The organism is Paenibacillus sp. 2TAB23 (assembly GCF_052115165.1).
Taxonomy (GTDB): Bacteria; Bacillota; Bacilli; order Paenibacillales; family Paenibacillaceae; genus Pristimantibacillus.
The window spans coordinates 187,642-213,988 of record NZ_JBFRGD010000008.1; the positions used below are offsets into that span (position 1 = coordinate 187,642).

The following is a 26,347-nucleotide window of genomic DNA, read 5'->3' on the forward strand; positions in this document are numbered from 1 at the left end:
CGCACCTCAACCATTAATCATACTATATGCTATAATTCGACAATCTTCGATAAAACTCCTACTTCCATTTTACCGCTTATACAAATAAATAGTAAGCAATTTTAACCCATTTACGAAAAAAAAAGCCCCCCGATCACTAAGATCAAGGAAGGCATCCATATCCATTTGATTAAACCATTCGTTTCTTGATTGCCACGCGTCGAAGCAGCAAATAATTGAGTCCGACAATACACGCCATCACGATTACCGCGAGCACGAAAACTACTGCGATTGGGTTGCGCTCAACCTCAAAAACGGTCTGCATGAGCCTTCCCATCCAATCGGATGAGAGGACCAGCTCCATTGCCATTGCGGGCAATAGGGCAGCGATGGAGATAATCACGCCAAGCTGCCACCGGAAACGAGCAAAACCTGAGCCGATGATCCAGCCGCTTCCGAAATAAGCAAAGAACAAAAAGAAATATTCAAAGAAGATACCTGCTAGTTGATCGGAGGAAGAGAATATATGAGGATTTTTAAGCGCTAGCGTCCAGTTGTTCTGCTCATAAATCATTTGCTCTATCGGATACCCTGCTGTCATTATTAACGCATATATCGCCGACATCAGCGTTACCAGAAAACTACCGCCGATTATAAAATGCTTTCTCGTAACACCGTTGGAAACGAAACTGGCTAACGATAATGGCGTCAATAAAATGCCAATAACCATAAGAAAGATTTTAGGCGAGTTGGATGCGCCTTCCCATACGCTTTGCGTATCAAACCCTTCACTGTTAAACATATTGGTATTCAAGAACACAGCAATGCCTAGAAATATAGCAATGAAAACAATCCAATACACGATGAACGTCCAACGATACGTGTACAGCAGCTCGCTGGCTACATTATGGGCGGGATGCTTTCTCTTTCTGCTCATTGCTTATCCCCTCCTTCTTGGTCAGATGTACGAATAAATCCTGAAGCGAGACTGGACCCAGCTCAAGATCTGAGGCAAGAGCATGTTTGCGATGCTCCTCCGTTAGCTCTCCGAACACCGTCACCGACTTCGTTCTGCCCAGCATCTGCTGCCCTAATATGGTCAGCCCCTCAGTCATTTGGTCCACCGCTTGTTCAGAGCCGGTAATCGAAGCTCCGCGTGATTTGAGCACATCCGTCTCCTCATGCATAATAAGACGGCCTTGATCCAAGATAAGCACCTCCTCGAACAAAGAACCAACCTCCTCGATCAAATGGGTGGATATGATAAACGTGCGAGGCGTTTCCATGTAATCCTTCAGAAGCTCATCGTAAAACGCATAGCGCGACGGCGCATCCATACCGAGATAAGCTTCATCGAATATCGTCACCGGAGCACGGCTAGCAAGGCCAATGGTAACGCCAAGCGCAGATTTCATGCCTCGCGAGAGCGCTGAAACCAGTTTTTTTAACGGCAGCTCGTATAATGCTATTAAATGCGCTGCGTATTCGCTGTCCCAATTCGGCCAGCAGCTTGCGGATAACCTCAGAACGTCAGATACGGAGGAGCTTTCTGAGATAGAGCCGCTTTCCTGAATGAAGCAAACCTGTTCCATTATTTTGGCATTCTCGAAAGGCGCTTCTCCGCCAATGTTCACTTGGCCATTTGTTTGCTCGCGATATGAAGCGAGAATAGAAAGCAAGCTCGTTTTACCGGAGCCGTTCCGTCCGAGCAAGCCGTAAATTTTACCGCCTGCAAGAGAGAAAGTCACATTCTTAATTGCCGTGAACGAACCGTATTTCAATTGCAGATCATTTACCTCAATGCCAAGCGTCATCATTCATCGCTTCCTTTCGCCTGTTCGATTCGTCCTATAATCTCGGAGATCGGTACGCCAATGGTTTCTGCTTCCGCCAGCATGCGATCTACAACCTCTTCGAAAAAACGCTCTCTCCGCTGCCTAAGCAGCGACTGCCTCGCTTCACCGCTAACAAACATGCCAATCCCCCTCTTCTTGTACAAAATGCCTTCCTCCATCAATAAATGAAAGCCCTTCGCTGCCGTGGCCGGATTAATCCGGTAAAATGCCGCATATTGATTCGTAGACATAACCTGCTCATCCTCTTGCAATATGCCGCTTACGATATCGTCTTTGATTTTGTCCGCAATTTGCTGGTATATGGGACTACGATCATCAAACAAGTGATCACCTCTTTGCCTCTGTGGTTCATTACTTATGTAACTAACCATATAACATAATTTATTCCATGTCAACACTTAGTAATGAAAGCTCGTCCAGCACGCTTGAGCAAGTGCACAGCAAAAAGCTGCCTTCAGGAGGCTATTACCTCCCGAAAGCAGCTTTTTTTTATCTATTATTGGCTGAAACCTGCCGTTGACCCGTTTAAGATTCGCCGGCTTGCATCCCTTTCATCCAACCGAGCAGCTCGCTGCTGACGGCCTCCAGCTGCTGCTCCGGTTTAATTCCAGCCGGCTTATCCCCTTTTTGGGAGCCATATGAACCGAATTGACCGTGATTGCCGCCTTCAACCGTAACGTACTGCGTCTGGCTCGGCATATATTGTTTTCCTTTGCCCCAAGCTTCCCAGTTCAGAACCCCATCATTTGATGCGGTTATTTGAAGGATAGGGAACTTGGCATCCGCTAGGCTTCCTTTCTGATCCGCATACGCAGCAAGATAAAACACGCCATCTATCTGGTCCGTATGCCCCGCGGCATATCGTGATGCAAACACGCCTCCAAGCGAATGCCCGCCGATGACATAGCTCTCGTCCGGATGCTCGGCAATGAAGCTATCTGCTTTGTTCGTACCCGTAAATGCTAAATGAAGGGGCATGATTGCGATATATACACGGTGACCGGCTTCTGCCAGTTTGCGAGCAAGCGGTGCATAGCCCTTGGGATCAACCAAACCTCCCGGATACAAAATAACATTTGGCTGGACGACCGCTTTATCACCCGCTTTCGGTTGGAAACGATAGCCGGCTTGTCCGATGCTGACCTCGACTTGCTCATCGCTTTTCATCGCAGCCTTCGCCGCGTCGGATGGCGTATAGAGCATCATTTGGTAAACGACCGCAAGCAGTAATAACAGCACCAAGACGATAGCTCCTGCCCATATCAGTCTTTTCCGCTTCCGCCACTGTTTAGGCTCTTGCAGCGCCTGTGATTGTTGACTCATACCTGCACTCCCTTTATTCCAGCATGCTCATGAGCAGCTGTTGTGATTTCAAAGCTTCCTCGGCGTCCACTGTCGGTACTTGATCGTAGAGAAGACAGTCCATGAAATGCCGAACAGCGTCCTCGAAACCGCGCTGGCTCAGAATCGTCTGCCAAGATGGAGGGAGGGTCTTCTCGATCCTCTCCGCACGTTCCACTTCAAGCACATTCATATTTTGAACACGGATGATCTCACCGGCTTGAACGATCTCAAGCTGCTCAAGCCCCGTGCCTGCATGCCGATGCATCGCGGTGGATACCGTAAAGCCTTCATACGTGTCAAAATGATGCTGTGTGTGGAGAAGCTGATTCTGCTCATTCGTTCTCACCGTGCCCGTTGCCGATGTTAATGAGCCCTTCGCAAGCCATCTTGCGGTATCTACGACATGAAGATAATCATCGAGCATCGTGAAGGCTGCATCCTGCGGACCAATCGCGCCCGAACGGTGCTTCTCGATTCGGACCCACGCCGTATCGCTCATCTTTTGTTTCGCTTGTACGTACAGCGGCGCAAACCTGCGATTAAAGCCAATCATCAGCTTTCGTCCAAGCTTAGTGCTTAATTCGGCTAGCTGCTCCGCCTGCTCCAATGTCGCAGCGAGCGGTTTGTCTACGTATACGTCTTTCCCCATCGCAAGCAGCGTTGACACGACATCATAGTGCGAGTCTGTCGAGCTATGTACAAATACGGCATCGCAGCACCCAGCAAGCTCGGATAAACTGTCAAATGACCCGATTCGGTATGCTGAGCAAATAAGCGAACGCTTCTCTTTATTAGGAGAATAGGCACCCACAAAGCTCCAATTCTCCGCTCTTGTTAAAATAGGCAGATAAACCTTCTGTGCTATGCCTCCCAGCCCAACCATACCGATACGCGGCTTGCTCATCTGCTAACGCCTCCTGTTTTGTCTAGCCTTTATCATACGCTAGAACACCTGTCTCTAGCAAAGCAAGCCTGCTAGCCTTGCTTTCTACGCAGATTGCAAAGCTATTAATATTATAAAAAAGGGTATTTCTCCATCAGGCGAAAAGCCTGCTAAGAAATACCCTTTTTGACTCTATTCTTTGCTTATTAAGCCCAGCCCTTGCATCATGTTGTAAATAAGTACAGCCCCCTGTGCACGATTTGCTTCAGCAGCCGGGCTTATTCTTCCCTCGCCCGTACCTTGCATCCATTTATGCTTGACGGCATAAGCTGCCGCTTGTCGTGCCCAAGGTGCAATTTCTCCTTCATCACTGAATCCTTCCAACCATTTATCTGCTTCCTCAGCAGGCAATGCTTCCACATGTCCGGTATACTTAAGCGCATTGAAAAGGATCGTCACCATCTCCTGACGGTTTATTACGCCGGAAGGTCTGAAGGAACCATCCTCATAACCATTAACCAGTCCCAAGCGATACCCCGTCATGACAGCATCGGCATACCATTGTCCTTCCTTTACATCTATAAATGCAGCTGCTTGTACAGGAGCAAGCTTTACGCCTACCGCCCGCAAAACCATCGTGATATACTGCGCGCGAGTCACCTCGCCAAACGGCAGAAAGCTCTTGTCATTCATTCCTTGCACTATAAATTTGTTGCTTAACGCTTGGATGGCTATAACTGCATAAGCTGCATCCCGTCCATCCTTGAAGCTGGTGACATGCCGCCATACCGTGTAATTGCCGCCATTCTTCAGCTTAAGCTCCGCTTTTCCTTCACCATAGCTTGCCGGGACGCCATACACGCTTCCGCTCTTGCCGCCCATTAACGAAACAGCAGCCAAATCCTGCTCGGCATTACCCGCACGCAGCTCAACGATGAGCTTAGCGTAGCCAGCTTGATATTCGAGCGGTCTGACAGTACCGTCCGCGCTCAGTGCTTCCAGCTTCAAGCCGAGCAGCGGGGAACCCACCGATTCTGCGCTATTCAACTGCATTACACGCTCAGTTTCCTTCGTTTCCGTGCTTGCACCGTTAAACGCAAGTAACGTAATCTGAATCGAATCGGTCAAAGGGTCCACTTGCTTTGCTAACTCTAGAAGCGGAAGCTTCAATGTGCCAAAAGAGGTTCTCAGCTCTAGTTCAGCCTCCGGGTTTTGCTTTGACAGCTGTGTGATTGCAGCTGGAAGCTTCAGATTCACCTGCTCTACGGAGCCCGGCAATATGCCAATAGTAACCGATGCCGGCAGCGGCTTTAACGCGAGGAGCGCATCCACGCCGCTGCTGTTAATTATAATGTCTGCGACTCCAGCAGCTGTTTGTTGAGCAGCTGCGTTATGCAGGATGGCTTGCCCAGCGTGTCCGCCTATCGTTTGGTCCAGCAGCCCGCTTTCAGGTTTCGGCGAGACGCCTCCCGTACCACCAGTGCCTCCAGTGCCTCCAGTGCCTCCATCTCCACCAGTACCGCCATCGCCTCCGGTACCTCCATCTCCACCATCTCCGCCAGTACCGCCATCGCCTCCGGTACCTCCATCTCCACCATCTCCGCCAGTACCGCCATCGCCTCCACCTTCTGCGCGTAACACAGAAAGCTCATAGCTCCGTACTTGGCCGTCCTTCGCAGTAACCTTGATTTCAATGGCTTCCGTCTCTCCTGCTGTAAGTGCAATGGCTGCCGAGTCCGCTCCGCTTTCCACAAGCTCGCCGTTTACTTCGATGCGAGCCCCCGCCTGCCTTGCAGATGGCGTGACTGAAATACTCGAGACTTTACTTTCGACATTAGCCGTGTAGGTACTCCGGCTGCCTTCGAATGCTTCGTTTAACGTCCCCGCAGACAATGCTATTCCCGCTAATTGATTTTGCAGAAACTCAAATTTTTGAAGCCGGTTGTTATTGCCCTCGGTTGTCAGAACATTACCGAGCTGATCCACAGCGATGCCTCGCAATCCATCGAACGCCCCGTCTTGATCGCCCGTTTCTCCCCAGCTCTCCAGAAGCTCGCCGTTTGGAGCATATTTCCGGATGCGATTATTCACGCTATCGGCAAGATACACATTGCCCATTACGTCAAGCGCAATATCCGAAAGGTATCCAAAATCGTCTTCGCCTAATTCGGCCCACTCGGCTTCTAAAGGCTCACCCGCACGAGTAAACGTCTGTACATGGAAGGAGTCCGTCACGTATACAATGTCTCTTTCACTATCCACTGCAATACTTTGCGGCCTAAAATAAAAGGAGCCACCGCTGTAATCCGGTTCACCGGCAAAGCTGGCTACGTTCTCTCCAGCTGAATTAAATACTTCAATGGTATGACCGCTTGTATTCGCGACATAAACGTTGCCTTCGCGATCGATAGCCAAATCGCGCGGATCGCCAAGCTGATTGCTGACGACAGCAATCGATTCGTCCGCTGGATCATACTTAATCAGATTGCTATTGCTTGACATATAAATCTGTCCCGCTGCATTAACCGCCAATCCGAAAGGAGAGAAATCGGACTCGCCGCCTTTTTCCTGCACATATGCCAGCTCATTATTAAACTGCTGCACCCGATTATTTCCTTGATCCGCTACAAATACGTTGCCATCCGCGTCAACTGCGATATCTTCGGGGATAAAGAATTGTCCCGCCTCACCGCCCAGGCTTCCCCATGTATCCAAATGCCCAAGAGAAGCATCAAACTTCTGAACACGATAATTATATTTATCCGCAACATATACACTTCCATCATTTGCAACGGATATCGCTTCCGGCGAATCGAACTGCCCATTGCGTCTTCCTTCCTCCCCAACCACAACAGCCTGCCACTCCGAGTTGAAGCGCACAAACTGGTTATTGCTTCGATCTGTCACATAGAGATTGCCTTCACCGTCTGGCTCGATGTCACCGATCTCGTCAATGACTACCGTGTCGAACGACGCCTGCTCTCCATCACCATCTCCATCCCATTGATCCAACAGCAAGCCCTCGCCGCTTAGCTTTAGAATGCGGTTGCTGTCCTCTGCAACGTAAAGCTGCCCCGATGCATCAACGGAGATGCTTGAGAGGCGGTTGAAGTTAATGCTTCCTTCCTCTGCTGTCTCATAGGCCGTCCAGCTCTCGAAATCAGACTCCCCTTCCTCAAGCAGCCATATTTGATTCAAGCTCTCATCCGCTGCATAGACTCTCCCTGTCGCCTCATCGACGGCAATTGAAGCAATGTAGCCGAATTGTTCTGCTCCGTTCCACTCCTCAACGATCGTAAAATCGTAGTCTGCGCCCACTTCCAGCTTAAATATCGCAGTGCCGTCTGTCACATAAACAAAACCTGCTTCAGATACAATCAATTTACGAGGGTTAAAATCAGCTCCGTCAATGCTTCCGAGCTCGCCGAGCTTCTCTCCCTCCGCATTAAATATGCCGATTTCCTGCTTATTCCACTCCATTACGAACACGTTTCCACTGCGATCCACAGCAACATCCGTCACTATGCGAAAATAATGGGCGTTCTCCGGCGCCATCCGCTCGAAGCTGTAGCTTCCGGTCATCCCTTCCGCCGCTGCAATGCCTTGTCCCATTCCTGCCCAGCCGTATGAGAACAAAGATGCCGCTAACGCCAGCTTTGCTACTCGGCTCCTGCCTACTAATTGAAACAATTGTCCCACTTCCCTCATCGTAATGTTTCTCCTGTTTTTGAGTGCTTTATCGCTTTTATTGATACTAGCAACTAATAAACGGCAAAACGATTAACGAAAGTTAACTTTTGCTCGATTTTGTCGGAAAAGGTAGCCTATAATAGAATGATAGACTATTTTGTCATCACTAGCGGAGGCTTTATGAACCCATCACTTAATCACGTATTTTTACAAACCAAGACCGTGCTTCCGGTTATGCGTTCAAACCTCGTTGTCCGAAGCCGACTAACAGATCGGCTGAACGACGCCTCGCAGCGCAGATTAACAAGTATTTGTGCTCCTGCGGGCTTCGGTAAGACAACGCTTCTAAGCCAGTGGCTTCATGATGCTAGCCTTCATGCAAGCTGGCTTTCTTTGGATGCACGCGATAACGATATGATTCGTTTCTGGCGTTATGCCGTGCAGGCTGTCGCTTCCATGCCATCCACACATCCCATGGAACATTTTGCAAGGCTGCTGCCGCTGCTTTCCTCTGCTTCCATAGATACTTTCCTGGACGCCTTTATTAATGAGCTGCATAGGCATGATCAACCGATTGTTCTCATTTGGGATGACTACCAATATATACAGCAGCAGGACATTCATAGCAGCACCGCATATTTCATCGACCATCTGCCTCGGAATGCCCATTTGGTCATTGCTTCGCGTTCAGAGCTGCCGTTCTCCCTTGTCAAATGGACGGCCAAATCCGAGCATCTCGGCCTTGATATTGCCCAGCTCCAATTCACGCGGAATGAAACGGAAGCGTATTACAAGGACACCACGCCGCTCCCCTTAACAACCATACAGCTGAATGGCATATTTGAGAGAACCGAGGGCTGGGTTGCTGCCCTGCAGCTCATTTCCATATCGCTTCAAACGGAGACCGACTACGATCGCCTCATCGATAGCTTTACCGGCGGTCACCGTGCTGTCGCTGACTTTATGTTTCAAGAGGTATTGACCGGGCTGCCCGAGGACATGTCTCGGTTTCTGCTTCAGACCGCTATGCTGGGGCGCATGGATGCTGAGCTGTGCAGCTTCATCACCAAGCATCCCGATTCCCGCTGCATGCTAGAACAGTTGAAGGCGCGGAGCCTATTTCTCATTTCCCTCGATGAGCACAACGAATGGTTTCGATATCATCATTTGTTCGCCGAGTTTTTGCAGAATCGATTAAAGCAGCTTCACCCTGACCTATGGATGGCTTATAACCGTGCCGCAAGCATCAGCTTGGCCGAGCGCGGATTTATCGTTGAAGCGCTCGACCACGCCATTGCCGCGCATGACTCGGCGCTGACCGAAGAGCTGCTCGAGAAGCATGCGCCAGCACTGCTAATGCAAGGTGAATTCTCCAGCCTGCTGCGCTGGCTGGACTTCTTTCCTCAGACGGCAGCCGGAAGGGCGCAGGAAACCTCGCTTCTTCACGCCTTCGTGCTCGTCGTTAACGGCCAGCCCGACCGCGCAGAGGAGATGCTTGCGCATATTGAGCGGCAGCCCGAAGCCGCAAACGATCAGCAAATGCAAAGCGGTTTATTGTTCGTAAAGTCGAATCTGCTGTTCTCAAGCGGCAGATTCGAGCAATGGCTTGCTTTTGCCAGCAAAGGCTTAGATGACATGCTTCCGCATAGCTCGATTTATTATAATTTCAATTACAATCTTACGGAGCCGCTCGTTCGGCGCACCTCCTTCGGCATGAACGGCACGTTGACCGCGGACACCGAGCAGATTGCGAGACTCTTTACCAGCACGCTCAAAGCGCATAACTGGAACGAATCGCTAATCAACCTATATGTGATACAGTCTCTATGCGAAGGCTATTACGAGTGGAACCGCCTGAAGGAGGCTGAAGCCCTATTAGGCGTCATTGACCGCGCAGCGCGCTCGAGCAAGACGTTCGGGCTTTTTGTGCCTAACCGAATTACTCAATCTATGGCTTACATGGCGCAAGGGCTTTCCTATTTGGCCCATGATACGATCGATGAAGCGATGCAGTTCGCTTTGCTCGAGCAGGCAAGCCTTCACTGGAAGCAAGCTCTAATCGCATGTAAAATTCGCCTGCATCTATTTGACGGCAGCATCCCCCTTGCCAAGAAGGAGCTTCCGAAGCTGCAAATCTCCATAAAAGAGAAGCCGGTCTTCAATCGCTATTTTGAATATGTGACGCTTGCAAGACTTTTGGGAGCGCAGCGGAAAGAAACCGAAGCGCTTCGGATTGTATCCTACCTAAAGCCTCAAGCCATGAGAGAAGGCCATTTGGTGAGCACCGTTGAACTGACTATTCTTGAAGCCTGCTTGCTGGATCAGCTAGGCCGAAGCAAAAACGCGCTCGGCGCTTTGCACGAAGCACTTGCGCTGACTGAGCCTTTTGGCTATTTGCGGAGCTATACGGACGAAGGCGAGCGTATGCGGACATTGCTCCAAAGGTATATGAATCATCGCGGGCATTCGCCGGAAGCAATCTCTTCTGGCTCTGTATCAGAGGAATACGTACAAAGGCTGTTGCAAGCCTTCCCTGCGAGAGGAGCCAAGGCTCCTGCCGATTCAAGGCTGGAAGAGCTTAGCCGCAGCGAGCTTCAGCTCCTTCAGCTCATCCGTCAAGGCGCTTCGAACAAAACGATTGCCCAAACCCTCATGCTGTCCGAGGGTACCGTCAAAGTCTATCTCTCTCGTATTTATGTCAAGCTAGGCGTTTCCTCGCGTACGCAGGCTTTGCTTGCCGCGGAAGAACTGCAGCTGCTGAAAGAAGAATAACATTCGGCTAACATAAAATACCCAATCTTTGCCGGAAATTTGGTACATTAATAACAAATTTGTTTGTATAAGGATGATGACCATGTCCGATGATAACGGCCGCGACGATCTTGCCGATCGCCGCCGCAACAAGCTGAAGGTGCTTCGTTTCGATAACAACGGCAAGGATTTAGTAGAATCCGAGAAGCCGGAAGAAAATTTCTCCGATGTCGGCGGGCTTGAAGACGTTAAAAAGAAAATCCGCATGAACTTCATATTGCCGCTAAAGCAGCCCGAGCTCTTCGCCGCTTACGGCAAGGAGGCTGGCGGCAGCCTCCTGCTCTACGGGCCTCCCGGCTGCGGTAAAACCTTTCTTGCGCGCGCGGTTGCCGGCGAGATTGATGCCAATTTCATGCATATCGAGCTGCAAGCCATTCTTGGCATGTATGTTGGGCAAAGCGAGAACAACCTGCACGACATATTCGAGAAGGCACGCGAGAACAAGCCCTGCGTTATTTTCATCGATGAATTGGACGCCATGGGCGGCAGCCGGAACCAGATGCGCCAGCATCATGACCGCATTCTTGTGAACCAGCTTCTGATGGAGCTCGATGGGCTGCGTACCTTCAATGATCAGGTATTTGTAATCGGTGCTACCAATACGCCATGGTACCTCGATTCCGCACTGCGCAGACCCGGCCGATTTAACCATATGATCTTTGTACCGCCGCCAGAGGAAGCCGAGCGGGCAGCTATTCTGCAGCTAAAGCTAGCAGGAAAACCGATGTCCTCGCTGGATTTGAGCAGAATCTCCAAAGAAACCAAGCATTTCTCGGGAGCGGATTTGGAGCAAATCGTAAAGGATGCCGTTGAATGCGCACTGGAGCGTACACTCGAAACGGGAGAGATTCAGCCTATCGTACAGGATGATTTGAAGAAAGCGTCCAAGCAGCGGAAAGCGACCACGCTGGATTGGTTCGCGACAGCCAAAAATTACGCCACCTTCAGCGATGTTAATCAAGACTACCAGATTGTTTTGGATTACATGAAACAGAGCGGATTGAAATAATGACGATAGAGCGAGGACATGACTGGGATGGATAAATGGGACGAAGAGCTTCAGAATACGCGTTATCAGGAAATCGAACAGCTAATCGCATGGAAAAAGCTTGAGGAAGCGCGGAAGCTAGCCGTCTCCCTTATACAGGATACGCCGGATGATCCGAACGCTATCGCGCTGCTCGCTCATATTTGTCTGCTTCAGGACCAATATGATCAGGCTCTCCATTGGGCAGGCCAATCGCTTCGGCATGATCCGGAGAATACGTTAGCCTGGTTCGTACGAAGCAACACCTATTACACCATGGAGCATTGGAAATATGCCATGGAGGCGATCATCGAAGGTCAGCGCATTGATCCCTACGAGCCCCATTATTTTTTCCTGCGCGCCAATATATGCAATAAGACGAGCAAATTCGAAGAAGCGAGAGACCTCTTGCTGAAGGCGCTTGAAATATCTCCCGAGAATGCTTTGTATCTCGCTAATTTAAGCTATAATGAAGCGCTCCTTCGCAACTTCTCCGAGTCCAGGCTGCTTGCCAGCAAGGCGCTGCGCCTTGAAGTCGAATCCGATCTGGTTTATCTCTATCTCGCGTGGTCCGCAGAGAGACGGAACGATTATGATGACTACCTGAACATGCTGAAGAATGCCATACGGCTGGACCCCGATGATCAGCAAATTCGCAAAGAATACATGGAGGGGCTTCAGAAGACATACAAGCTTTACCGTGTTCTCCTGTATCCTAGCACGCTAGCGAAACGGATGAAGCCTTGGCAGGTGCTGGTCATATGGATTGGGCTTTGGATTATTTTCAGGCCGCTGGTCATTGTCTTTATTGTACTCTACTATGCTACCTATTGGATTACTCGCTTAATGGTACATGTTAAGCTGTTCGGCTGGAGCTTTCGAAGATGACAAGCTTCCAAACCGCTGCAACCTAATACATGCCAAAAAAAACATCGCTCATGCCTCGAACAATCGTTTGAAGCGGAGCGATGTTTCTTCGTTTCATCATATATAAGATGAACGAAACATGAGTATGCTATTAGCGCTGCGTGACCAAAGTCAATCTTCCGATCGCCGTTGCAGCCAAGTGCTTTTGATTCGTTCAACTTATATAGCTCCTTACAAAGCAGCCTAATTATTGTACGCGAATGCTTACAATTTCAAAAGGCTTGAAGCTCAGCTGCACGACACCATCCAGAATGTCCAGCTGATAGAGCTTCTCTTCCAATAAATTGACGACAGCCGCCTCTCTTGCGGCCAGCGGCAGCCGCAGCGCAATCTGCTCGCGTGCGCCGGTTGATTCATATAATCGAAAGATTGTTCCTTCACCCTGCTCGGCAGCCTTGATCGTATCCAGAATGACATGTTTGCTCTCAAACCGCACCAGTTGTTGCCTCGAAGGCAGCACGCTTGCTTGGCTTTGCCCGTTTGTTTCGGCTGCGGTTGCGGCGTCGGCACGGCCTTCCATTACCCGCACCGGATGATTAAGCTCCATCGCGTTTCGCAGGACATGGGCGCTGCGCCAATCCTGCTCATGCGGATATAGCGAATAGGTAAACGCATGTTCTCCTTGGTCAGCAGTCAGATCAGGCCATCTTGGAGCCCGCAATAAAGAGAGTCTCATCGTGCTTTCCTTGATGTCATAGCCGTATTTGCAATCATTCAGCAAGCTTACTCCGTAATTGCCCTCGGATAAATCAGCAAAGCGATGACCGCAAACCTCATATTGCGCCTGCTCCCAGCTCGTATTCGTATGCGTCGGCCTCTCCAAAGCGCCGAACGGAATTTCATAAGTAGCCTTGCTGGCAACTACGTCGACTGGAAAGGCAACCTTCAGAAGCTTATGCTCTTCCTTCCAATCCACAGTGGTTTTAAAATCGACACGTTTCTTATCATGGTAAAAAATAATTTGCTGCTCGATGAAGGATCGGCCAAGCTGCCACTTAAAACGAAGCACGTCCTGCGCTTTCCCTTGGACGACAACCTCCTTGCTGAGCAGCTGTACGGCGTCCGCGCGCTGTGCCTCGAATCTAGGGTCGATATCCCATGCATCCCAAATTAAAGGCTTATCGAAAAATAGCTGAAATTCATTCGCTTTCTCACCGGTCAAAATCAATTCGCGACCCGCAGACTTATCAAACCAGCGTATGATTTCGCCTTGGGCATTAAATCCGATCGCATAATGCGATGTTTCCCATGAATCGCCCAGCTCCATCGGATCCGTTACGATATCCGTCCCTGCTAACGGTGTCGACCTAAGCCAAACCGTCGTATAACCAAAGGCAGGAATGCTTTTCACGCTAATATCCAGCGTCGCTTTACCATAATGGTGCACAAGATTGCTGTCCAGCAGATTTCCATCCTCATCGAATGCTGCGAGCTGCTGAGGTTCGCCATTCAGCTCGATTGATACAACAGCATTCCTATCCCAACCCAAGCTATTGAATACGAAGTATGGCTTGCCTTCACCTTGCGCAAGAATGCGCCCTGTGAGCGCCGTCAGCGATTGCTCCAGGCATGCCTCACCAAGCTTGAACACCCGCTCGTACTCTTCAGCTGACGTCACATACGTTTCCGGAATAGCCGTACCTGGAATAATATCATGGAATTGGTTCAGCAATATAAGCTTCCATCCCTCATGCAGCATCGCCTGTGCCGACTCTGCTTGGCCTGGCTCGAAGACGTCCCGAGCCAAGCTGCACCAAATTTCCGCCTCCCGGTACAGCACCTCCGCTTTTCGGTTGCTCCGCTTATTGCGTGCATGCGTCGTATAGGTGCCCCGGTGCAGCTCCAAATATAAATCCCCATGCCACTTCGGCAAGTCATCCCGCTTCTCCCAGGCGCGTTCGAAAAACTCGGCTGCCGTGCTGAAATGGCTGCTTGGCAGATCAACCATCATCTCGGAGCGCTGGGTAAACTCTACCATTTCCCTCGTCACGCCGCCCCCGCCGTCTCCATGGCCGTAAAGCAGCATCAGCTCATCCAGCTTGTCTTTGTGCCGATAGGCTTCCCAATGCTCATGAATGTCCTTCGGCCTTGTATGCTCGTTCAAGCCATGATTCAAATACGATAGGACAGAAGTGCCGTCGATGCCGACCCAGTGGAATAAATCATAAGGGAACCGATTGGTGTCATTCCAATTTAGTTTGGTTGTCATAAAGTAATCGACGCCTGCCAGCTTCAACAGCTGCGGAAGTGACGCGCAATAACCAAACGTATCGGGCAGCCATTCGATACTGGACGTTTTGCCGAATTCCTCTTTATAAAAGAGCTGCCCGTATAGCATTTGACGCACGAGCGACTCGCCGCTAGGAATGTTCAAATCCGGCTCGACCCACATGCCGCCCACTAGCTCCCAGCGGCCTTCGGCTACTCGTAGCTTAATTTGCTCGTAGAGCTCAGGATAATGCTCCTTTGCGAAAGCGTACAGCAGCGGCTGACTCTGCGAATATACGAAATCCGGATATTCCTGCATGAGCGTGTTCATCGTAGAGAAGGTTCGGCTTACCTTACGAACAGTCTCCCTTACCGGCCATAACCATGCGATATCGATATGCGACTGGCCGACCATATGCATCGTGCCATTAAAGCCCGGCGCAGGCGCGAGCGCTTGGACCTGCTTGGCAAGCCTTTCCTCCAAGCCATGCAGCCTATCTCCGTCTAGGCTCCCATTATCCAGCTGACGCTCCGTCTCATCCATCGTTTCATACAAAGCATCCTTGAGCTTCAATCTTTTCAGATCCTGCTCCGGCAGCAGCCATACCGATTCATAGACTGCTTTCATGCCATACATCAGGCTTTGCAGCGGTTTATTCACGCGGACAAGCTGGATACGGATATAGGATATAGGCGGAGCAATCGTCGCCTGCGCGTTCAAAGGATCGACTGGCTCCGGTATCGGGTCATACAGCTCGATTTCGATCAAGGGATTCAAACCGACTCCCTCCAAGTGCAGCGGAACAAAGGGATGATTGTTGTCTAGGCCATGATACGGAACGCCGTTTACCTTCAGCATCCCTTCGCCCCCGCCTTCTACGATCAGTCCAATGGGATCTCCCAGCCAAGCAGAAGGAATTTCAAGCTGCCTCCGCAAAAAATAAGTTACGCCCTGCGTGCTGTTCAAAGGGTCCATCGTCTGGACGAAGAAATCATCTGAATCGTATTCATAAACGCCGGGCACGATATAACGCGCTTTCCTCATTTCCCAATCGGGAAGCGGGATTGCCTCCTTCCACTGCATGCCTGCCAGCTTTTTCAAAAAGCGGTTTATTCTATGCATGTTTTCCCTCATCCTTTACCATTAAGCTTCCGCTAACGAAATCCTCGGCATTTTTTCCGACCATTACGATAAACTCACCGTCTTCTACTACAGGCTCAAAGCTTTGATTGATAAGCTGCAGATGCTCGCGCGAAATCGTGAATGCCACCGTCTTCGTCTCGCCAGCCTCCATATGCACCTTGCGAAAGCCCTTCAGCTCTTTAATCGGTCTCGTAACCGAGCTCACCTTGTCCGTTACATACAGCTGTACGACTTCCGAGCCTGCTGTCTGACCTACATTCGTCACCTCGATTTGGACGATTGCTTCTTCATCAGGACCGATTTGCTGCGGAGAAATGTGCAAGCTGCCATACTGGAATTCCGTATAGCTAAGCCCATAGCCAAACGGATACTGCGGCTTGTTGTCCATTTCCAAGTACCGCTTGCCTCTGCTTCTCTTACCGTTGTAATAAACGGGAAGCTGGCCTACATGCTTAGGCACGGAAACCGTCAGGCGTCCCGAAGGATTCACATCCCCGAACAAAATATCGGCTATCGCGTTCCCGCCCTCCTGCCCCGGATACCAGGCTTCGACAATGGCGTGAGCATGCTCGTCAATCCATGGCTCCACGATCGGACGGCCATTGATATAAACGATGATGACCGGTTTTCCTAATTTATAAATTTCTTGAACGAGCTCCAGCTGAACGCCTAACAGCCCCAGACCAGCACGGTCGATCCCTTCACCGCATTCCATATCGCTCCAAGCATGCTCGGTGACTATCGATGCGCCAGTACGCAAATCAATCGTTCCTTCGCCGAAATCCCGGGCGCTGGAGCCGCCGATTGCCATAATGACAACGTCCGCTTGCTCCGCGCAGGAAATCGCATGCTCGAAGCCTTCCCTGGCATCGCCTCTTATCCGGCAGCCGAGCGCATGCAGCACCTGGTCGTTGCCACTGCTGCCCAGCTTATTGCGTATGCCGTCCAGCAGCGTAACAATCTGGCTGCGCTTCTGAGGCGAGGTATAATCGCCTAATTGATTGTACATCTGGTAGGCATTGGGTCCAATGACGGCAATCCTGCGCGTATCCTTTTTTATCGGAAGCGTCTGGTCTGCATTTTTTAATAATACTATGCTCTCCTGCGCGATTTGCCTGGCAAGCCGGACATGCTCGGAGCAGCCAATTACCTCCGCCGCCCTAGCAGGATTAACGTACGGATTCTCGAATAGCCCAAGCTTGAACTTTATGTTTAAAACGCGTCTAACCGCATCATCCAGCACGCTTTCATCCAGCAAACTCTTCTGCAGCGCCGACTCCAAATGCTTGCCGAACATTTCGCCCGACATTTCCATATCAACGCCGGCTTTCAGAGCGAGCGCGGCAGCATGCTCGCCGTCCTCGGCTACGTCATGTCCCCATGCCAGCATATTGACGGCGCCGCAGTCCGTTATGACAAAGCCGTCAAAGCCCCACTGCTCACGGAGCAGCTCCTTTAATAAATAAGCATTGGAGGTGCAGGGAATGCCGTCGATTTCGTTATAGGCGGTCATCACGGAGAGAGCGCCTGCCTCCACGCCCTTGCGGAACGGAAGCAAATCCGATTCATGCAGCTCGCGCATGCCCATATGGACCGGTCCCGCATTGCGTCCACCCTCCGAACTGCCATACGCCACAAAGTGCTTAAGCGTCGCAATGACGCTTCCCTCCGCATCCAGCCTTTCACCTTGCAGCCCTTCCACTGCCGCTGCTGCCAGCTCGCCGATCAAATAAGGATCTTCGGCGAAACATTCCTCCGTCCGACCCCACCGTGGATCGCGCACGACGTCAAGCACCGGCGAGTACGTTGCTGCGCCGCCTTGGCTTCTCGTTTCCAGCGCAATAGCTCTGCACATCTCGCGGTACAAATCGACATTCCAAGTGCTTCCTACGGATAGAGGCACAGGAAAGACAGTCGCGCCAATTGCCATATGACCATGCGAGCACTCCTCACCGAACAAAATCGGAATGCCAAGCCGTGAGTTTTCGATGGCAAAGCGCTGGATATCATTAATCGCCCTTGCCCCTTCTTCAGGCGAGAGGCCGTTCTCAAGCGTAACCTCCGTCCATGGATCGGCACGCAGAACGCCATATAACGATCCGATCCCGCCGTCCTTTACCTGCTTTTGGAAATCGTCCGACAGGACAACCTTTCCATTTTCCTTCGCATATGTTTTCCAGCCAAACGGTTGCAGCAGCTGGCCCATTTTCTCATTTCGCGTCATTTCCTTTAGCAAATGCTCTACTCGTTCCGGGATTGAGAACGACGAATCCTTATAGCTCATAGCCTGCTCTCCTTATCATGCTCCGAATATAGCAGCAGGAAGTAAACCCTAAGGTTATACTCCCTGTCAGCCATTCTTTTTTCTTACTCTGCTTTTTTGATCGCGTTGCCGTAGATCTCAATATATTTAGCAAGATTCAGTCCGTCAAAGCCTTTCACGTAAGCATCCCAATCCTTCTGGATGTCTTTGCTGCCTATAATGAATTGAGCCATATTGGTAGTTACATAATCTTGAATCGATGTCGTCAATTGCGATGCGGCATCCGTGTCCTCCGGACGAATAAAGACGCCGGATGGGTAAATCTCTTTTGGCGAATAAGGGGCAAATGCATTTGTCGCTTGCGCAAGACGCGTTTCGTAGCCGTCAGGAGCGAGCGGATCCTGCCCTACGGCAAACAGATCACGGAATTCCTTCGTCAAATCCTTCGGACCCATCAAAGACCAGCTGTCATTGCGAATCGCGTCCGGATCAGCTACCGGAATCCCTTTAAAGCTGTATTTGGCTGCTTGGCCGTCGATATTCTTCTCGTCAGCTTCTGCTGTTTTCCAGCCTATTCCTTCTTCCGAGCCATATTCGCTCTTAATCGCGCCTTCCTCGCTGAAGGCATAATCCATTATTTTGATCGCAGTGATTTGCTGTGCCTCGGAAGCCTTATTCGTTAGAGCGAATTGGAATTCGCTAATGCCCTGCGAAGCCCCTGCCAGCTGCACGCCGTCTGGTCCTTTGAGCGGCGGTACGATTACCCAGTGCTTATGTCTGGTAAGCTTCTCATCATATGGATTAACGAGGTAACTAACGAGCGCAGTCGAAATCGAGCCTACGATCTCGTCACCCTCGCGATTGCCAAGCTGACCGATCGCTTGATCGTTTTGAGTAAATGCCGCCGGATCGATTAGACCATCCTTATACAGCTTATTCATATAAATTAAGCCTTGCTTCCAGCCTTCCTTGTTAGCTGCAAAGTCAACCTTGCCATCGTTCAAGGTCAAATATTTGCCATTATCGTTATAGATGAAGGCATTCATTAAGTAAGCGTCGATATTGCCGTTCCATACGTTTTTGTTGGGTGCGCCTGTGAGCGGAATTTCATCGGCTTTGCCGTTCCCGTTCGGATCCTTTTCTTTGAAAGCTTTCAATACCGTATAAAGCTCGTCTGTCGTAGTCGGAACAGCCAAACCTACCTTATCGAGCCACTCTTGATTGATCCAAAACTTTTGCGAGAAGGTACAATGGTAGCATTCATTGAGACGCGGCAGAGCGTAGATATTGCCGTCCGTAGCCGTAATGGCGTCTTTAAAATACGGTTTCTTCTCCATCATCGCTTTAATGTTCGGCGCGTATTGATCAATCAAATCGTTTAAAGGAAGGAAAACGCCTTGCTTGCCGTAGGTGAGCAAATCCGTATGCGAGAATTTCCCCTCCAGGAAAACCTCCGGATAATCTCCGCTGGCAAGCAGCAATTGACGGCGGTCCGTCAGCGCGTCCGCAGGAGCGAGATCCCATTTTATTTTGACATTGAATTTTTCCTCAACGTGCTTCGTATAGCTGTTTTCTTCTAAGGGTGCTTTCCCTTGAGGAGCAAAAAATGTCATCGAAACCGGCCCTGCTTCTTCGGTTGTATTTTTGTCACCGGTGTTCGTAGTCGCATTATTGCCCTCATTGCTATTTCCACAAGCTGACAATACCAATGTAACACTTAATACGAGTGCAAGCATGCCGAAAAATGTTTTTTTCAAATGGACCCCTCCTAAAATGGTAGTGATAACCTTATCGCTTCTTGCTTACAATTCCACCCGCGCATCAAGAGCTCGCCGCATCACCTCCCTAGTATAAATGAAAACCCGCTCAACCTTTCAATGAACCGATCATGACGCCTTTCACGAAATGCTTTTGCACGAAAGGATACATAATGAGCACCGGGACCGAAGCTACGACGATCAACGCGTATTTCAGCACCTGCTCGAAGCCTTGCACCCGCGCCTGCTGGGCGGTATTGGCCAGCATTTCCGGATCTGACGCATTCAGAATAAGCAGGTTTCGCAGCACGTATTGCAGCGGGAACAGCTTCTCCGATCTTAAATAAATGAGTGCGTCAAAGTACGCATTCCAGTGGCCAACCGCATACATGAGGGTCATTACCGCGATAATCGGCTTTGACAGCGGCAGCACGATGCTGACTAGGTACCTCAAATCTCTGCAACCGTCAATTTGCGCCGCTTCGGACATTTCGTGCGGAATGGAAGATTGAAAAAACGTTCGCGCCACGATGACCTGGAATACCGAGAAAGCCCCCGGCAGCCACATCGCCCAGCGTGTGTCCAGCATGTCCAAATCTTTGACTAGGAGATAGGTAGGAATGAGTCCTCCGCTGAAAAACATCGTAATCATCATGAGGATCATGACTAGGTTTCGACCGTAAAAGCTTTTGACCGACAACGGATAAGCTAGCAGTATCGTGAATAATAAATTGATTAGCGTACCGAATACCGTGTAGATGATCGTATTGTAATACCCATACATCAATTGGGAGCTGTTGAGGATCGATTTGTACGCCTTTAAGCTGAACTCCACGGGCAGCAGCCATACTTGCCCTGATACGACAGCTCTCGGCGAGCTGAAGGATGAGCTGATAATATAAAGGAGCGGATACATGACAGCTAACATAAGCAGTGCCAAAAAGATGTAAATGGCTAACAAAAACATGCGATCTCCAAAGGATTCCTTTATTTTTTTGGATTCAATCACGTTCATCCCTCCCTACCATAAGCTGGTTTCCGATATTTTCTTTGCAAAGGAATTGACGAGCAGCAGCAAAATCAAATTGATGACGGAATTGAACAAGCCGACCGCCGATGAGAAGCTGAAATTCGCCCCGACGAGCCCCACTTTATACACGTAAGTGGATATCACCTCAGAGGAGCTTAGGTTGAGCGGGTTTTGCATCAAATATATTTTCTCAAAGCCGACGCCCATCACGTTTCCGAGGCTAAGGATAAGCATGATAACCGTAATCGGGATCAGCGATGGAAGATCAATATGAATGATTTTTTTCCATCTGGAGGCGCCGTCTACTCTTGCAGCCTCATACAGGGAAGGATCGACGCTGGCAAGCGCCGCAATATATATAATCGAGGCATAGCCCATTTCCTGCCAAACCCCCGACCATACATATATCGATTTGAAAAATTCCGGTACGCCCATGAAGTTGGTCATTTCCCAGCCCAAGAAGGAAAACAATCTGTCTATGACGCCGACATGCGGGGTAAGCATGAGCATGATGATCGAAACCATGACGACGGTAGAAATAAAATGCGGCGCGTAAGTCACCATTTGCACCGATTTCTTGAATTTCCCCGTACGCACTTCATTCAAAGCAAGAGCTAGCATAATCGGAATCGGGAAGCCGGCAAGCAGCGAGTAGAAGCTGACGCCTAACGTGTTTTTTATGATCAGCCAAAAGTTCGGAGAATTGAAAAACGTTTCAAAATGCTTCAGCCCTACCCATTGACTCCCCCAAATGCCCTGTATGACGTTAAAATCTTTAAATGCGATCTGCACGCCGAACATCGGCACATATTTAAAAATAATTAAATAGAGGACTGGCAAAAGAACCAAAAAGTATAATTCCCAATGCTTCTTTATTTTTTTCCATGCCGACGGCTTTCTTTTGAAGCGTAGATTGTGGATTTTCGTTTTCTCTAACGCGTTCACCTGTACATGATTCATTCGCAGCTCTCCTTTGCAGCAATTTAACGAAGCCATTATTGCCGTTGTCGATGGTGTCCTACCCACAAATCGATTCTATCCCGTTTACGAAATCTTCATCAATTCGTAAGATTCCTGCACCTCACCTTTTTCTAAATGAGCGTTATCTGCTGCTAGTTAAGCGGTTTCACACATTTTTCACATACCATTCATAATTCACCAAGCTAGAGAGCCCAAGCATTCCGCGCTTTTCGTCGCAATCAAAAAAGAGCCTCGAGTATGCGGAACACCGCACTCAAGACTCTTACCTTCATAACTCTCCGCTGCTTAACTGTCTTCCCCAAGCTGCTTTCGAAAGTCGCGCGGCGATAAACCAACGACATTTTTGAACGCGCGATTGAAGGAATTGTAATTATAATAACCAACCTCGCTGCTAATTTCCTGCATCGGCTTTTGTGTTTGCAAGAGCAACTGCTTCGCGTTGGCGATGCGAAGGCCAATGAGGAAATCGACGAAATTCTCCCCGAACTCCTCCTTAAACATTTTGCTCAAATATTTGGAGTTGAACTGGAATCTGTTGCTCAGAAAATCAAGGGAAAGCTCGGAGTTCGCATAGTTTTCTTCAATATAAGTCCTTATCTCAATAAAAAGTGTCTTGTTGCTATGCGATTCCCGCAGCATCTGCATCTTCTCGTTCATAATGGCGAAAATGCTGCTGCAGCCCTGCTGCAAATCATCGAGGTTATCCCAGCGCATCGCCAGTTCACGCAAATCGGTATGAACGGCCCGCCAAATATTGCGATATTCCTTCGATAATTCAAGAACCTCGCCCTCCAAATGATGGACGAAAAATTGCAGCAGGCTCTCGATTTCTTTGCGTGGGAGCAGCGAATCCCTGATCTGATCGAAAAATAAGTTTAAATATTTCAGCCACTCGTTTTCGGCAAGGCGCAGTGACTGTGATAGCAAATAGATGGTTTTGAAATACTCTTGAATTTCGGTCTGCGGTCTTATGGTGTCCACCAAAGCTATGATCCGGTTGCCTCCGAGAACCGCTTTGTATTGCAAGCAATAATTCGCCTTCTCGTAGGAGCCGCGCAGCTCTTCCAGCGTATTCGCCGGCTCTCCGCGCCCAATCGTAATATTGAAGCTGACATTTTGCTCAATCCAGGTCCGGCACTCCTGTATGATATAGTCGTTTTTCTCCATCGCGTCTGCTTCTGACGGCAGCCAAAGGATGAAGGATACCCGGCGGTCGGTCGTCCATTCGGCCCATACCGTCACACCTAGATTTTTAGCCGTCTCATGAATAACGCTGTATAGCGTAAATTTCAACAGCGATTGGTCCCGTTCATTGTAAACCGCCTGAAAAGCGAAATAATCATCGATCTCAATGACGTGAACCGTCGATATTTTCCCCTTTACGTCCAAATCATAGCTGCGCAGCTCGGAGATCCACGCTTCATCGGTCAATTGAACGGCGCCTTCAAGCACCTGATGAAAATGATATTTTTTTTGCAGAATAAGCTTTTCCCGGTACTGCTGCTGGAACTGCTTCGTTTCGCTCATCAGGTTTTCAAGCGTGTTTTGGATAAATATAAATTCACTCTCGGACGCCGCTCCCGCTCCTTCGCTCTTGGACGAATACGTCTGAATAAGCGATACGAGCTGCTGAATCGGTTTATAGTTCCGTTTGGTCACGTAAATAACCCAGATAATACCGAACACCACGACGGCAATCGCCAATACGACCCATACATTATAGAAGGTAAGCACGAACTTCAGGCCATTTTTATCTAAAATGCCGCTGTTAATCTCCCACCCTGTGTAAGGAGACGTATAATTGGCTAAGACCGGACCCGTAGCCGATGGATCAACCTCATCCCCAAGCAGATTACGGCCTTCATCGTCTATCATGCTGACAAAGCTTATATCGGAGTTATACATCCGGCTGACCGTTTCCTGCAGCTTGGTTAAGCTGACGTTTACGACAAAATAGCCCTGTTTCACGCCCATATTGAATGGTGCCGTTCGTACTAAAGAGATGACGTTCTCGGCATCGATGTCGGAATCGGAAAATGCTTTATACGTTCGCTCTCCCGACCACTTTGCCCCGCCTTCTTGGTCTTCATATTTCTCGATAAACGATTTATCTTGAAAATCCTCGTATGTTCTTGGAACATCGCCAAAAATAAACTCATCCTTGAATCGCATGAAATAAATGGAATCAATAATCGGATAATTGAATTTCAATTCATCCATCACTTTGAGCGCTTTAATATTAGCAGCCACATCCATGCTGTCTCTGCTAAAAAAATGGCTGATATCGGTATTCGTCAATATTTCGCGTACGACCTGATAATCGATTGCCTTTAATGAATTATCCGTAAAAAGAATGACCTGCTGCGCCAAAAAATCATTGGCCTTTATCGCTTCTCTTCGATTTTGTTCATTTAAGGTTTGGAAAAAAACGACGAATAAAATCATCGTCACGATAAAAAAGATCGGTAGATACGATAACAACAAACGGCGAAACCACATTTTGTTCAACCCTTGTATCACCTTCCTCTTGTTTACCTATAAGCGTACCTTATCTAAAAGGGCAGGACAAGATACATCATTTCCTATTTTGGATATCCAAAAAACTGACGCCTGCAGGAGGACGTCAGTCTCAGTCGAATGGTCGGTAACCGATTAATTAGGTAAGCATACGGAACATATGTGCAACAGGCGCCTTGCCAGCGTACTCGCTTGGCGGCAGCTTAACGATTAGGCCAGCCTCCAATTGTTCAAACGGCAGGCTTTCATCGGTACCGATCAGCTCGACACTTTTCACGGGCTCGGTATACGGAATCACGACATGCTCTACAACAGCCGCATCCTCAGAAGGGTACAAATAAGCGGCGAAGACGCTGTTCTCCTTGCGGGTGAAAGCAAAGCCGCCGGTAAAATAGGGAGCGCATATTCTCGTGCCGTACACAGCGTCACCATAGGTTTTCATCCATCCGCCCAATTCCTTGATCGTTGCAATCGCTCCTTCCGGAAGCCTTCCGTCCGGCTGCGGACCGACATTGAGCGCAAGATTCCCGCCTTTGGCAACGACCTCCATCAGAATATGGACCACCTTGCGCAAGGATTTGTACTTGTCCTCATAGCGGAACGAGAAAGAGGTGCCGAGCGTAATGCAGCTCTCCCAAGGCACGTTCATCGGTCCGTCCGGAATCGTCTGCTCCGGTGTTACGATATTCTCGTAGGGGCCGCCGACCGTTCGGTCTGCAGACAGCAGCCACGGCTGCGTTTCGCGCGCGCGATCGACCAATTCCCCCAAGCGGATATCCTGCGGCACTCTGCCGCCATCCCTTACCCAGCCGGCATCGAGCCACAGCACGTCAATGCGTCCATACTTGGTCAGCAGCTCCATCATTTGCTCATGCGTGAATTGCACGAACTTCTCCCATAGCCAAGGATATTGCTTCGGATCATACGAGGGACCGCGCCAAGTATGCGTCCCCCGCTCCATGCCCGGCGCCCAATAATAAGGCGTGTGCCAATCGGCCTTGGAGAAGTAAGCCGAGATGGCTAGTCCCTTATTCCGGAAGGCATCGAATACATGCTTGCAAATATCAGCGTACTTATGCGTATGGAAAGGCGTCTCAAGGCCGGTACTCCGGTAATCCGTCGTATGGGTGTTCCACATGCAGAAGCCGTCATGATGCTTTGTCGTAAACGTCAAATATTTGAAGCCGCCCTCTGCGGCTAGCTCTGCCCATGCCTCCGGCTGCAGCCGGACGGGATTAAACGTTTTGTTTAGTCCAAAATATTGCCTTTTCAGCTCCTCGCTGTCCACGCCCCAGTCGATGCCGTCTCGGGACCAATCTCCGTCCTCGTCGCTAAGCGCCCAAGATTCCACGAGGCCCAGCTGCGAATAAGGCCCCCAATGCATCATAATGCCCAGCTTCTGATCCTTGAACCATTCCAGCCGCTCCAGAATAAGCGGATTATCCGGCTTGACCCACTCTTCCTCCGCGCTGAAGTTATGTACGCCATTCTCCACCTCTACCGCTTCCACTGTCGCCTCGTTTATAAGGCTGTCCTCGTGCTGCTGTATTTGCCCATTGCTCATTTTGTCTGCTCCTCCTCTAAGTGCGCGTATATTTATTTGCCGAGTTAATGATTGCTGCTGATTTTCTTCATGTATCATACATAAGATTTCCTTCATGTATAATACAAAAGCCGCAGCATCCGCAATTGCCAACTTTCCGACAAAATCACTTTTTTCGTTAAGCCTTTGTAAAGATGCCTGCTGTAAAGTACGCCATTTTCGAAAAGATTGCATTTTTCTAAAAAGCGCAGTAGAACAGCGATTTTCCACAAAAAAAAGCTGCACTTTGCGTAACAAAGTGCAACCTTTTCTCCGTTTCGATCCTATTACCGGGGAATGAATACCGCTTTATTCTCACCATTCATACGTCCACTGTCATGGCGAAGC

The 26,347-nt window shown here is 49.5% G+C and carries 16 protein-coding genes; 3 read left to right on the forward strand and 13 right to left on the reverse strand.

All coding sequences use genetic code 11. The features are described 5' to 3' along the window. Positions 1 to 169: 169 nt before the first annotated feature. The 6 genes from AB4Z29_RS14090 to AB4Z29_RS14115 all read right to left on the reverse strand — a co-directional run bounded on the left by AB4Z29_RS14090 (position 170) and on the right by AB4Z29_RS14115 (position 7,770). Positions 170 to 916 carry a hypothetical protein gene (locus AB4Z29_RS14090; RefSeq protein ID WP_441943675.1) on the reverse strand — a complete coding sequence of 249 codons (747 nt, stop codon included), beginning with the start codon at positions 914 to 916 and terminating at the stop codon, positions 170 to 172. Next, a complete protein-coding gene (locus tag AB4Z29_RS14095) occupies positions 885 to 1,796 on the reverse strand; it encodes an ATP-binding cassette domain-containing protein (protein WP_441943676.1) in 912 nt (303 codons plus the stop codon). The genes AB4Z29_RS14090 and AB4Z29_RS14095 overlap by 32 nt, the downstream gene beginning before the upstream one ends. Further along, complete coding sequence (locus AB4Z29_RS14100; RefSeq protein WP_441943677.1) at positions 1,793 to 2,158, reverse strand: GntR family transcriptional regulator; 366 nt, start codon at positions 2,156 to 2,158, stop codon at positions 1,793 to 1,795. Before AB4Z29_RS14100 ends, AB4Z29_RS14095 begins: the two co-directional genes overlap by 4 nt. Positions 2,159 to 2,360: 202 nt before the next feature. Then, the gene (locus AB4Z29_RS14105) at positions 2,361 to 3,158 is read right to left on the reverse strand and encodes an alpha/beta hydrolase (protein WP_441943678.1); all 798 of its coding nucleotides are present in this window, start codon (positions 3,156 to 3,158) and stop codon (positions 2,361 to 2,363) included. A gap of 13 nt (positions 3,159 to 3,171) precedes the next feature. Continuing rightward, on the reverse strand, positions 3,172 to 4,083 hold the full coding sequence (locus tag AB4Z29_RS14110) for a Gfo/Idh/MocA family protein (RefSeq protein WP_441943679.1): 912 nt from the start codon (positions 4,081 to 4,083) through the stop codon (positions 3,172 to 3,174). Positions 4,084 to 4,254: 171 nt separating this feature from the next. Then, positions 4,255 to 7,770, reverse strand: a complete 3,516-nt coding sequence (locus AB4Z29_RS14115) for an S-layer homology domain-containing protein (protein ID WP_441943680.1) — start codon at positions 7,768 to 7,770, stop codon at positions 4,255 to 4,257. Positions 7,771 to 7,932: 162 nt separating this feature from the next. Here AB4Z29_RS14115 and AB4Z29_RS14120 point away from each other — a divergent pair, with 162 nt between their 5' ends. From AB4Z29_RS14120 to AB4Z29_RS14130, 3 genes are all read left to right on the forward strand, one after another. Continuing rightward, positions 7,933 to 10,524 (forward strand): LuxR C-terminal-related transcriptional regulator, encoded by a 2,592-nt coding sequence (locus AB4Z29_RS14120; RefSeq protein WP_441943681.1) that lies wholly within the window; start codon positions 7,933 to 7,935, stop codon positions 10,522 to 10,524. Between the two features lie 82 nt (positions 10,525 to 10,606). Then, positions 10,607 to 11,572, forward strand: a complete 966-nt coding sequence (locus AB4Z29_RS14125) for an ATP-binding protein (protein ID WP_441943682.1) — start codon at positions 10,607 to 10,609, stop codon at positions 11,570 to 11,572. Between the two features lie 27 nt (positions 11,573 to 11,599). Further along, positions 11,600 to 12,478 carry a tetratricopeptide repeat protein gene (locus AB4Z29_RS14130; protein WP_441943683.1) on the forward strand — a complete coding sequence of 293 codons (879 nt, stop codon included), beginning with the start codon at positions 11,600 to 11,602 and terminating at the stop codon, positions 12,476 to 12,478. Between the two features lie 226 nt (positions 12,479 to 12,704). Here the strand turns inward: AB4Z29_RS14130 and AB4Z29_RS14135 are convergent, their stop codons facing one another. The 7 genes from AB4Z29_RS14135 to AB4Z29_RS14165 all read right to left on the reverse strand — a co-directional run bounded on the left by AB4Z29_RS14135 (position 12,705) and on the right by AB4Z29_RS14165 (position 25,981). Continuing rightward, entirely contained in the window at positions 12,705 to 15,848 is a 3,144-nt protein-coding gene (locus tag AB4Z29_RS14135) for an alpha-mannosidase (RefSeq protein WP_441943684.1), read from the reverse strand. Continuing rightward, the gene (locus tag AB4Z29_RS14140; RefSeq protein WP_441943685.1) at positions 15,841 to 18,153 is read right to left on the reverse strand and encodes a glycoside hydrolase family 3 N-terminal domain-containing protein; all 2,313 of its coding nucleotides are present in this window, start codon (positions 18,151 to 18,153) and stop codon (positions 15,841 to 15,843) included. The genes AB4Z29_RS14135 and AB4Z29_RS14140 overlap by 8 nt, the downstream gene beginning before the upstream one ends. An 83-nt stretch (positions 18,154 to 18,236) precedes the next feature. After that, a complete protein-coding gene (locus AB4Z29_RS14145; protein ID WP_441943686.1) occupies positions 18,237 to 19,889 on the reverse strand; it encodes an ABC transporter substrate-binding protein in 1,653 nt (550 codons plus the stop codon). A gap of 109 nt (positions 19,890 to 19,998) precedes the next feature. Then, entirely contained in the window at positions 19,999 to 20,904 is a 906-nt protein-coding gene (locus AB4Z29_RS14150) for a carbohydrate ABC transporter permease (RefSeq protein ID WP_441943687.1), read from the reverse strand. Between the two features lie 6 nt (positions 20,905 to 20,910). Further along, entirely contained in the window at positions 20,911 to 21,879 is a 969-nt protein-coding gene (locus tag AB4Z29_RS14155) for an ABC transporter permease (protein ID WP_441943688.1), read from the reverse strand. Between the two features lie 306 nt (positions 21,880 to 22,185). Further along, positions 22,186 to 24,399, reverse strand: a complete 2,214-nt coding sequence (locus tag AB4Z29_RS14160; protein WP_441943739.1) for a helix-turn-helix domain-containing protein — start codon at positions 24,397 to 24,399, stop codon at positions 22,186 to 22,188. Positions 24,400 to 24,556: 157 nt separating this feature from the next. Further along, the gene (locus AB4Z29_RS14165; protein WP_441943689.1) at positions 24,557 to 25,981 is read right to left on the reverse strand and encodes an alpha-L-fucosidase; all 1,425 of its coding nucleotides are present in this window, start codon (positions 25,979 to 25,981) and stop codon (positions 24,557 to 24,559) included. Between the last annotated feature and the right edge of the window lie 366 nt (positions 25,982 to 26,347).

Excerpts from the sequence above, each read along its gene's own strand:
- AB4Z29_RS14160 (WP_441943739.1), bottom strand. The coding sequence starts at position 24,399 with ATGTGGTTTCGCCGTTTGTTGTTATCGTATCTACCGATCTTTTTTATC.
- AB4Z29_RS14155 (WP_441943688.1), bottom strand. The coding sequence starts at position 21,879 with ATGAATCATGTACAGGTGAACGCGTTAGAGAAAACGAAAATCCACAAT.
- AB4Z29_RS14115 (WP_441943680.1), bottom strand. The coding sequence starts at position 7,770 with ATGAGGGAAGTGGGACAATTGTTTCAATTAGTAGGCAGGAGCCGAGTA.
- AB4Z29_RS14105 (WP_441943678.1), bottom strand. The coding sequence starts at position 3,158 with ATGAGTCAACAATCACAGGCGCTGCAAGAGCCTAAACAGTGGCGGAAG.
- AB4Z29_RS14125 (WP_441943682.1), top strand. The coding sequence starts at position 10,607 with ATGTCCGATGATAACGGCCGCGACGATCTTGCCGATCGCCGCCGCAAC.
- AB4Z29_RS14140 (WP_441943685.1), bottom strand. The coding sequence starts at position 18,153 with ATGAGCTATAAGGATTCGTCGTTCTCAATCCCGGAACGAGTAGAGCAT.
- AB4Z29_RS14090 (WP_441943675.1), bottom strand. The coding sequence starts at position 916 with ATGAGCAGAAAGAGAAAGCATCCCGCCCATAATGTAGCCAGCGAGCTG.
- AB4Z29_RS14150 (WP_441943687.1), bottom strand. The coding sequence starts at position 20,904 with ATGAACGTGATTGAATCCAAAAAAATAAAGGAATCCTTTGGAGATCGC.
- AB4Z29_RS14095 (WP_441943676.1), bottom strand. The coding sequence starts at position 1,796 with ATGATGACGCTTGGCATTGAGGTAAATGATCTGCAATTGAAATACGGT.
- AB4Z29_RS14120 (WP_441943681.1), top strand. The coding sequence starts at position 7,933 with ATGAACCCATCACTTAATCACGTATTTTTACAAACCAAGACCGTGCTT.
- AB4Z29_RS14130 (WP_441943683.1), top strand. The coding sequence starts at position 11,600 with ATGGATAAATGGGACGAAGAGCTTCAGAATACGCGTTATCAGGAAATC.
- AB4Z29_RS14110 (WP_441943679.1), bottom strand. The coding sequence starts at position 4,083 with ATGAGCAAGCCGCGTATCGGTATGGTTGGGCTGGGAGGCATAGCACAG.
- AB4Z29_RS14165 (WP_441943689.1), bottom strand. The coding sequence starts at position 25,981 with ATGAGCAATGGGCAAATACAGCAGCACGAGGACAGCCTTATAAACGAG.
- AB4Z29_RS14135 (WP_441943684.1), bottom strand. The coding sequence starts at position 15,848 with ATGCATAGAATAAACCGCTTTTTGAAAAAGCTGGCAGGCATGCAGTGG.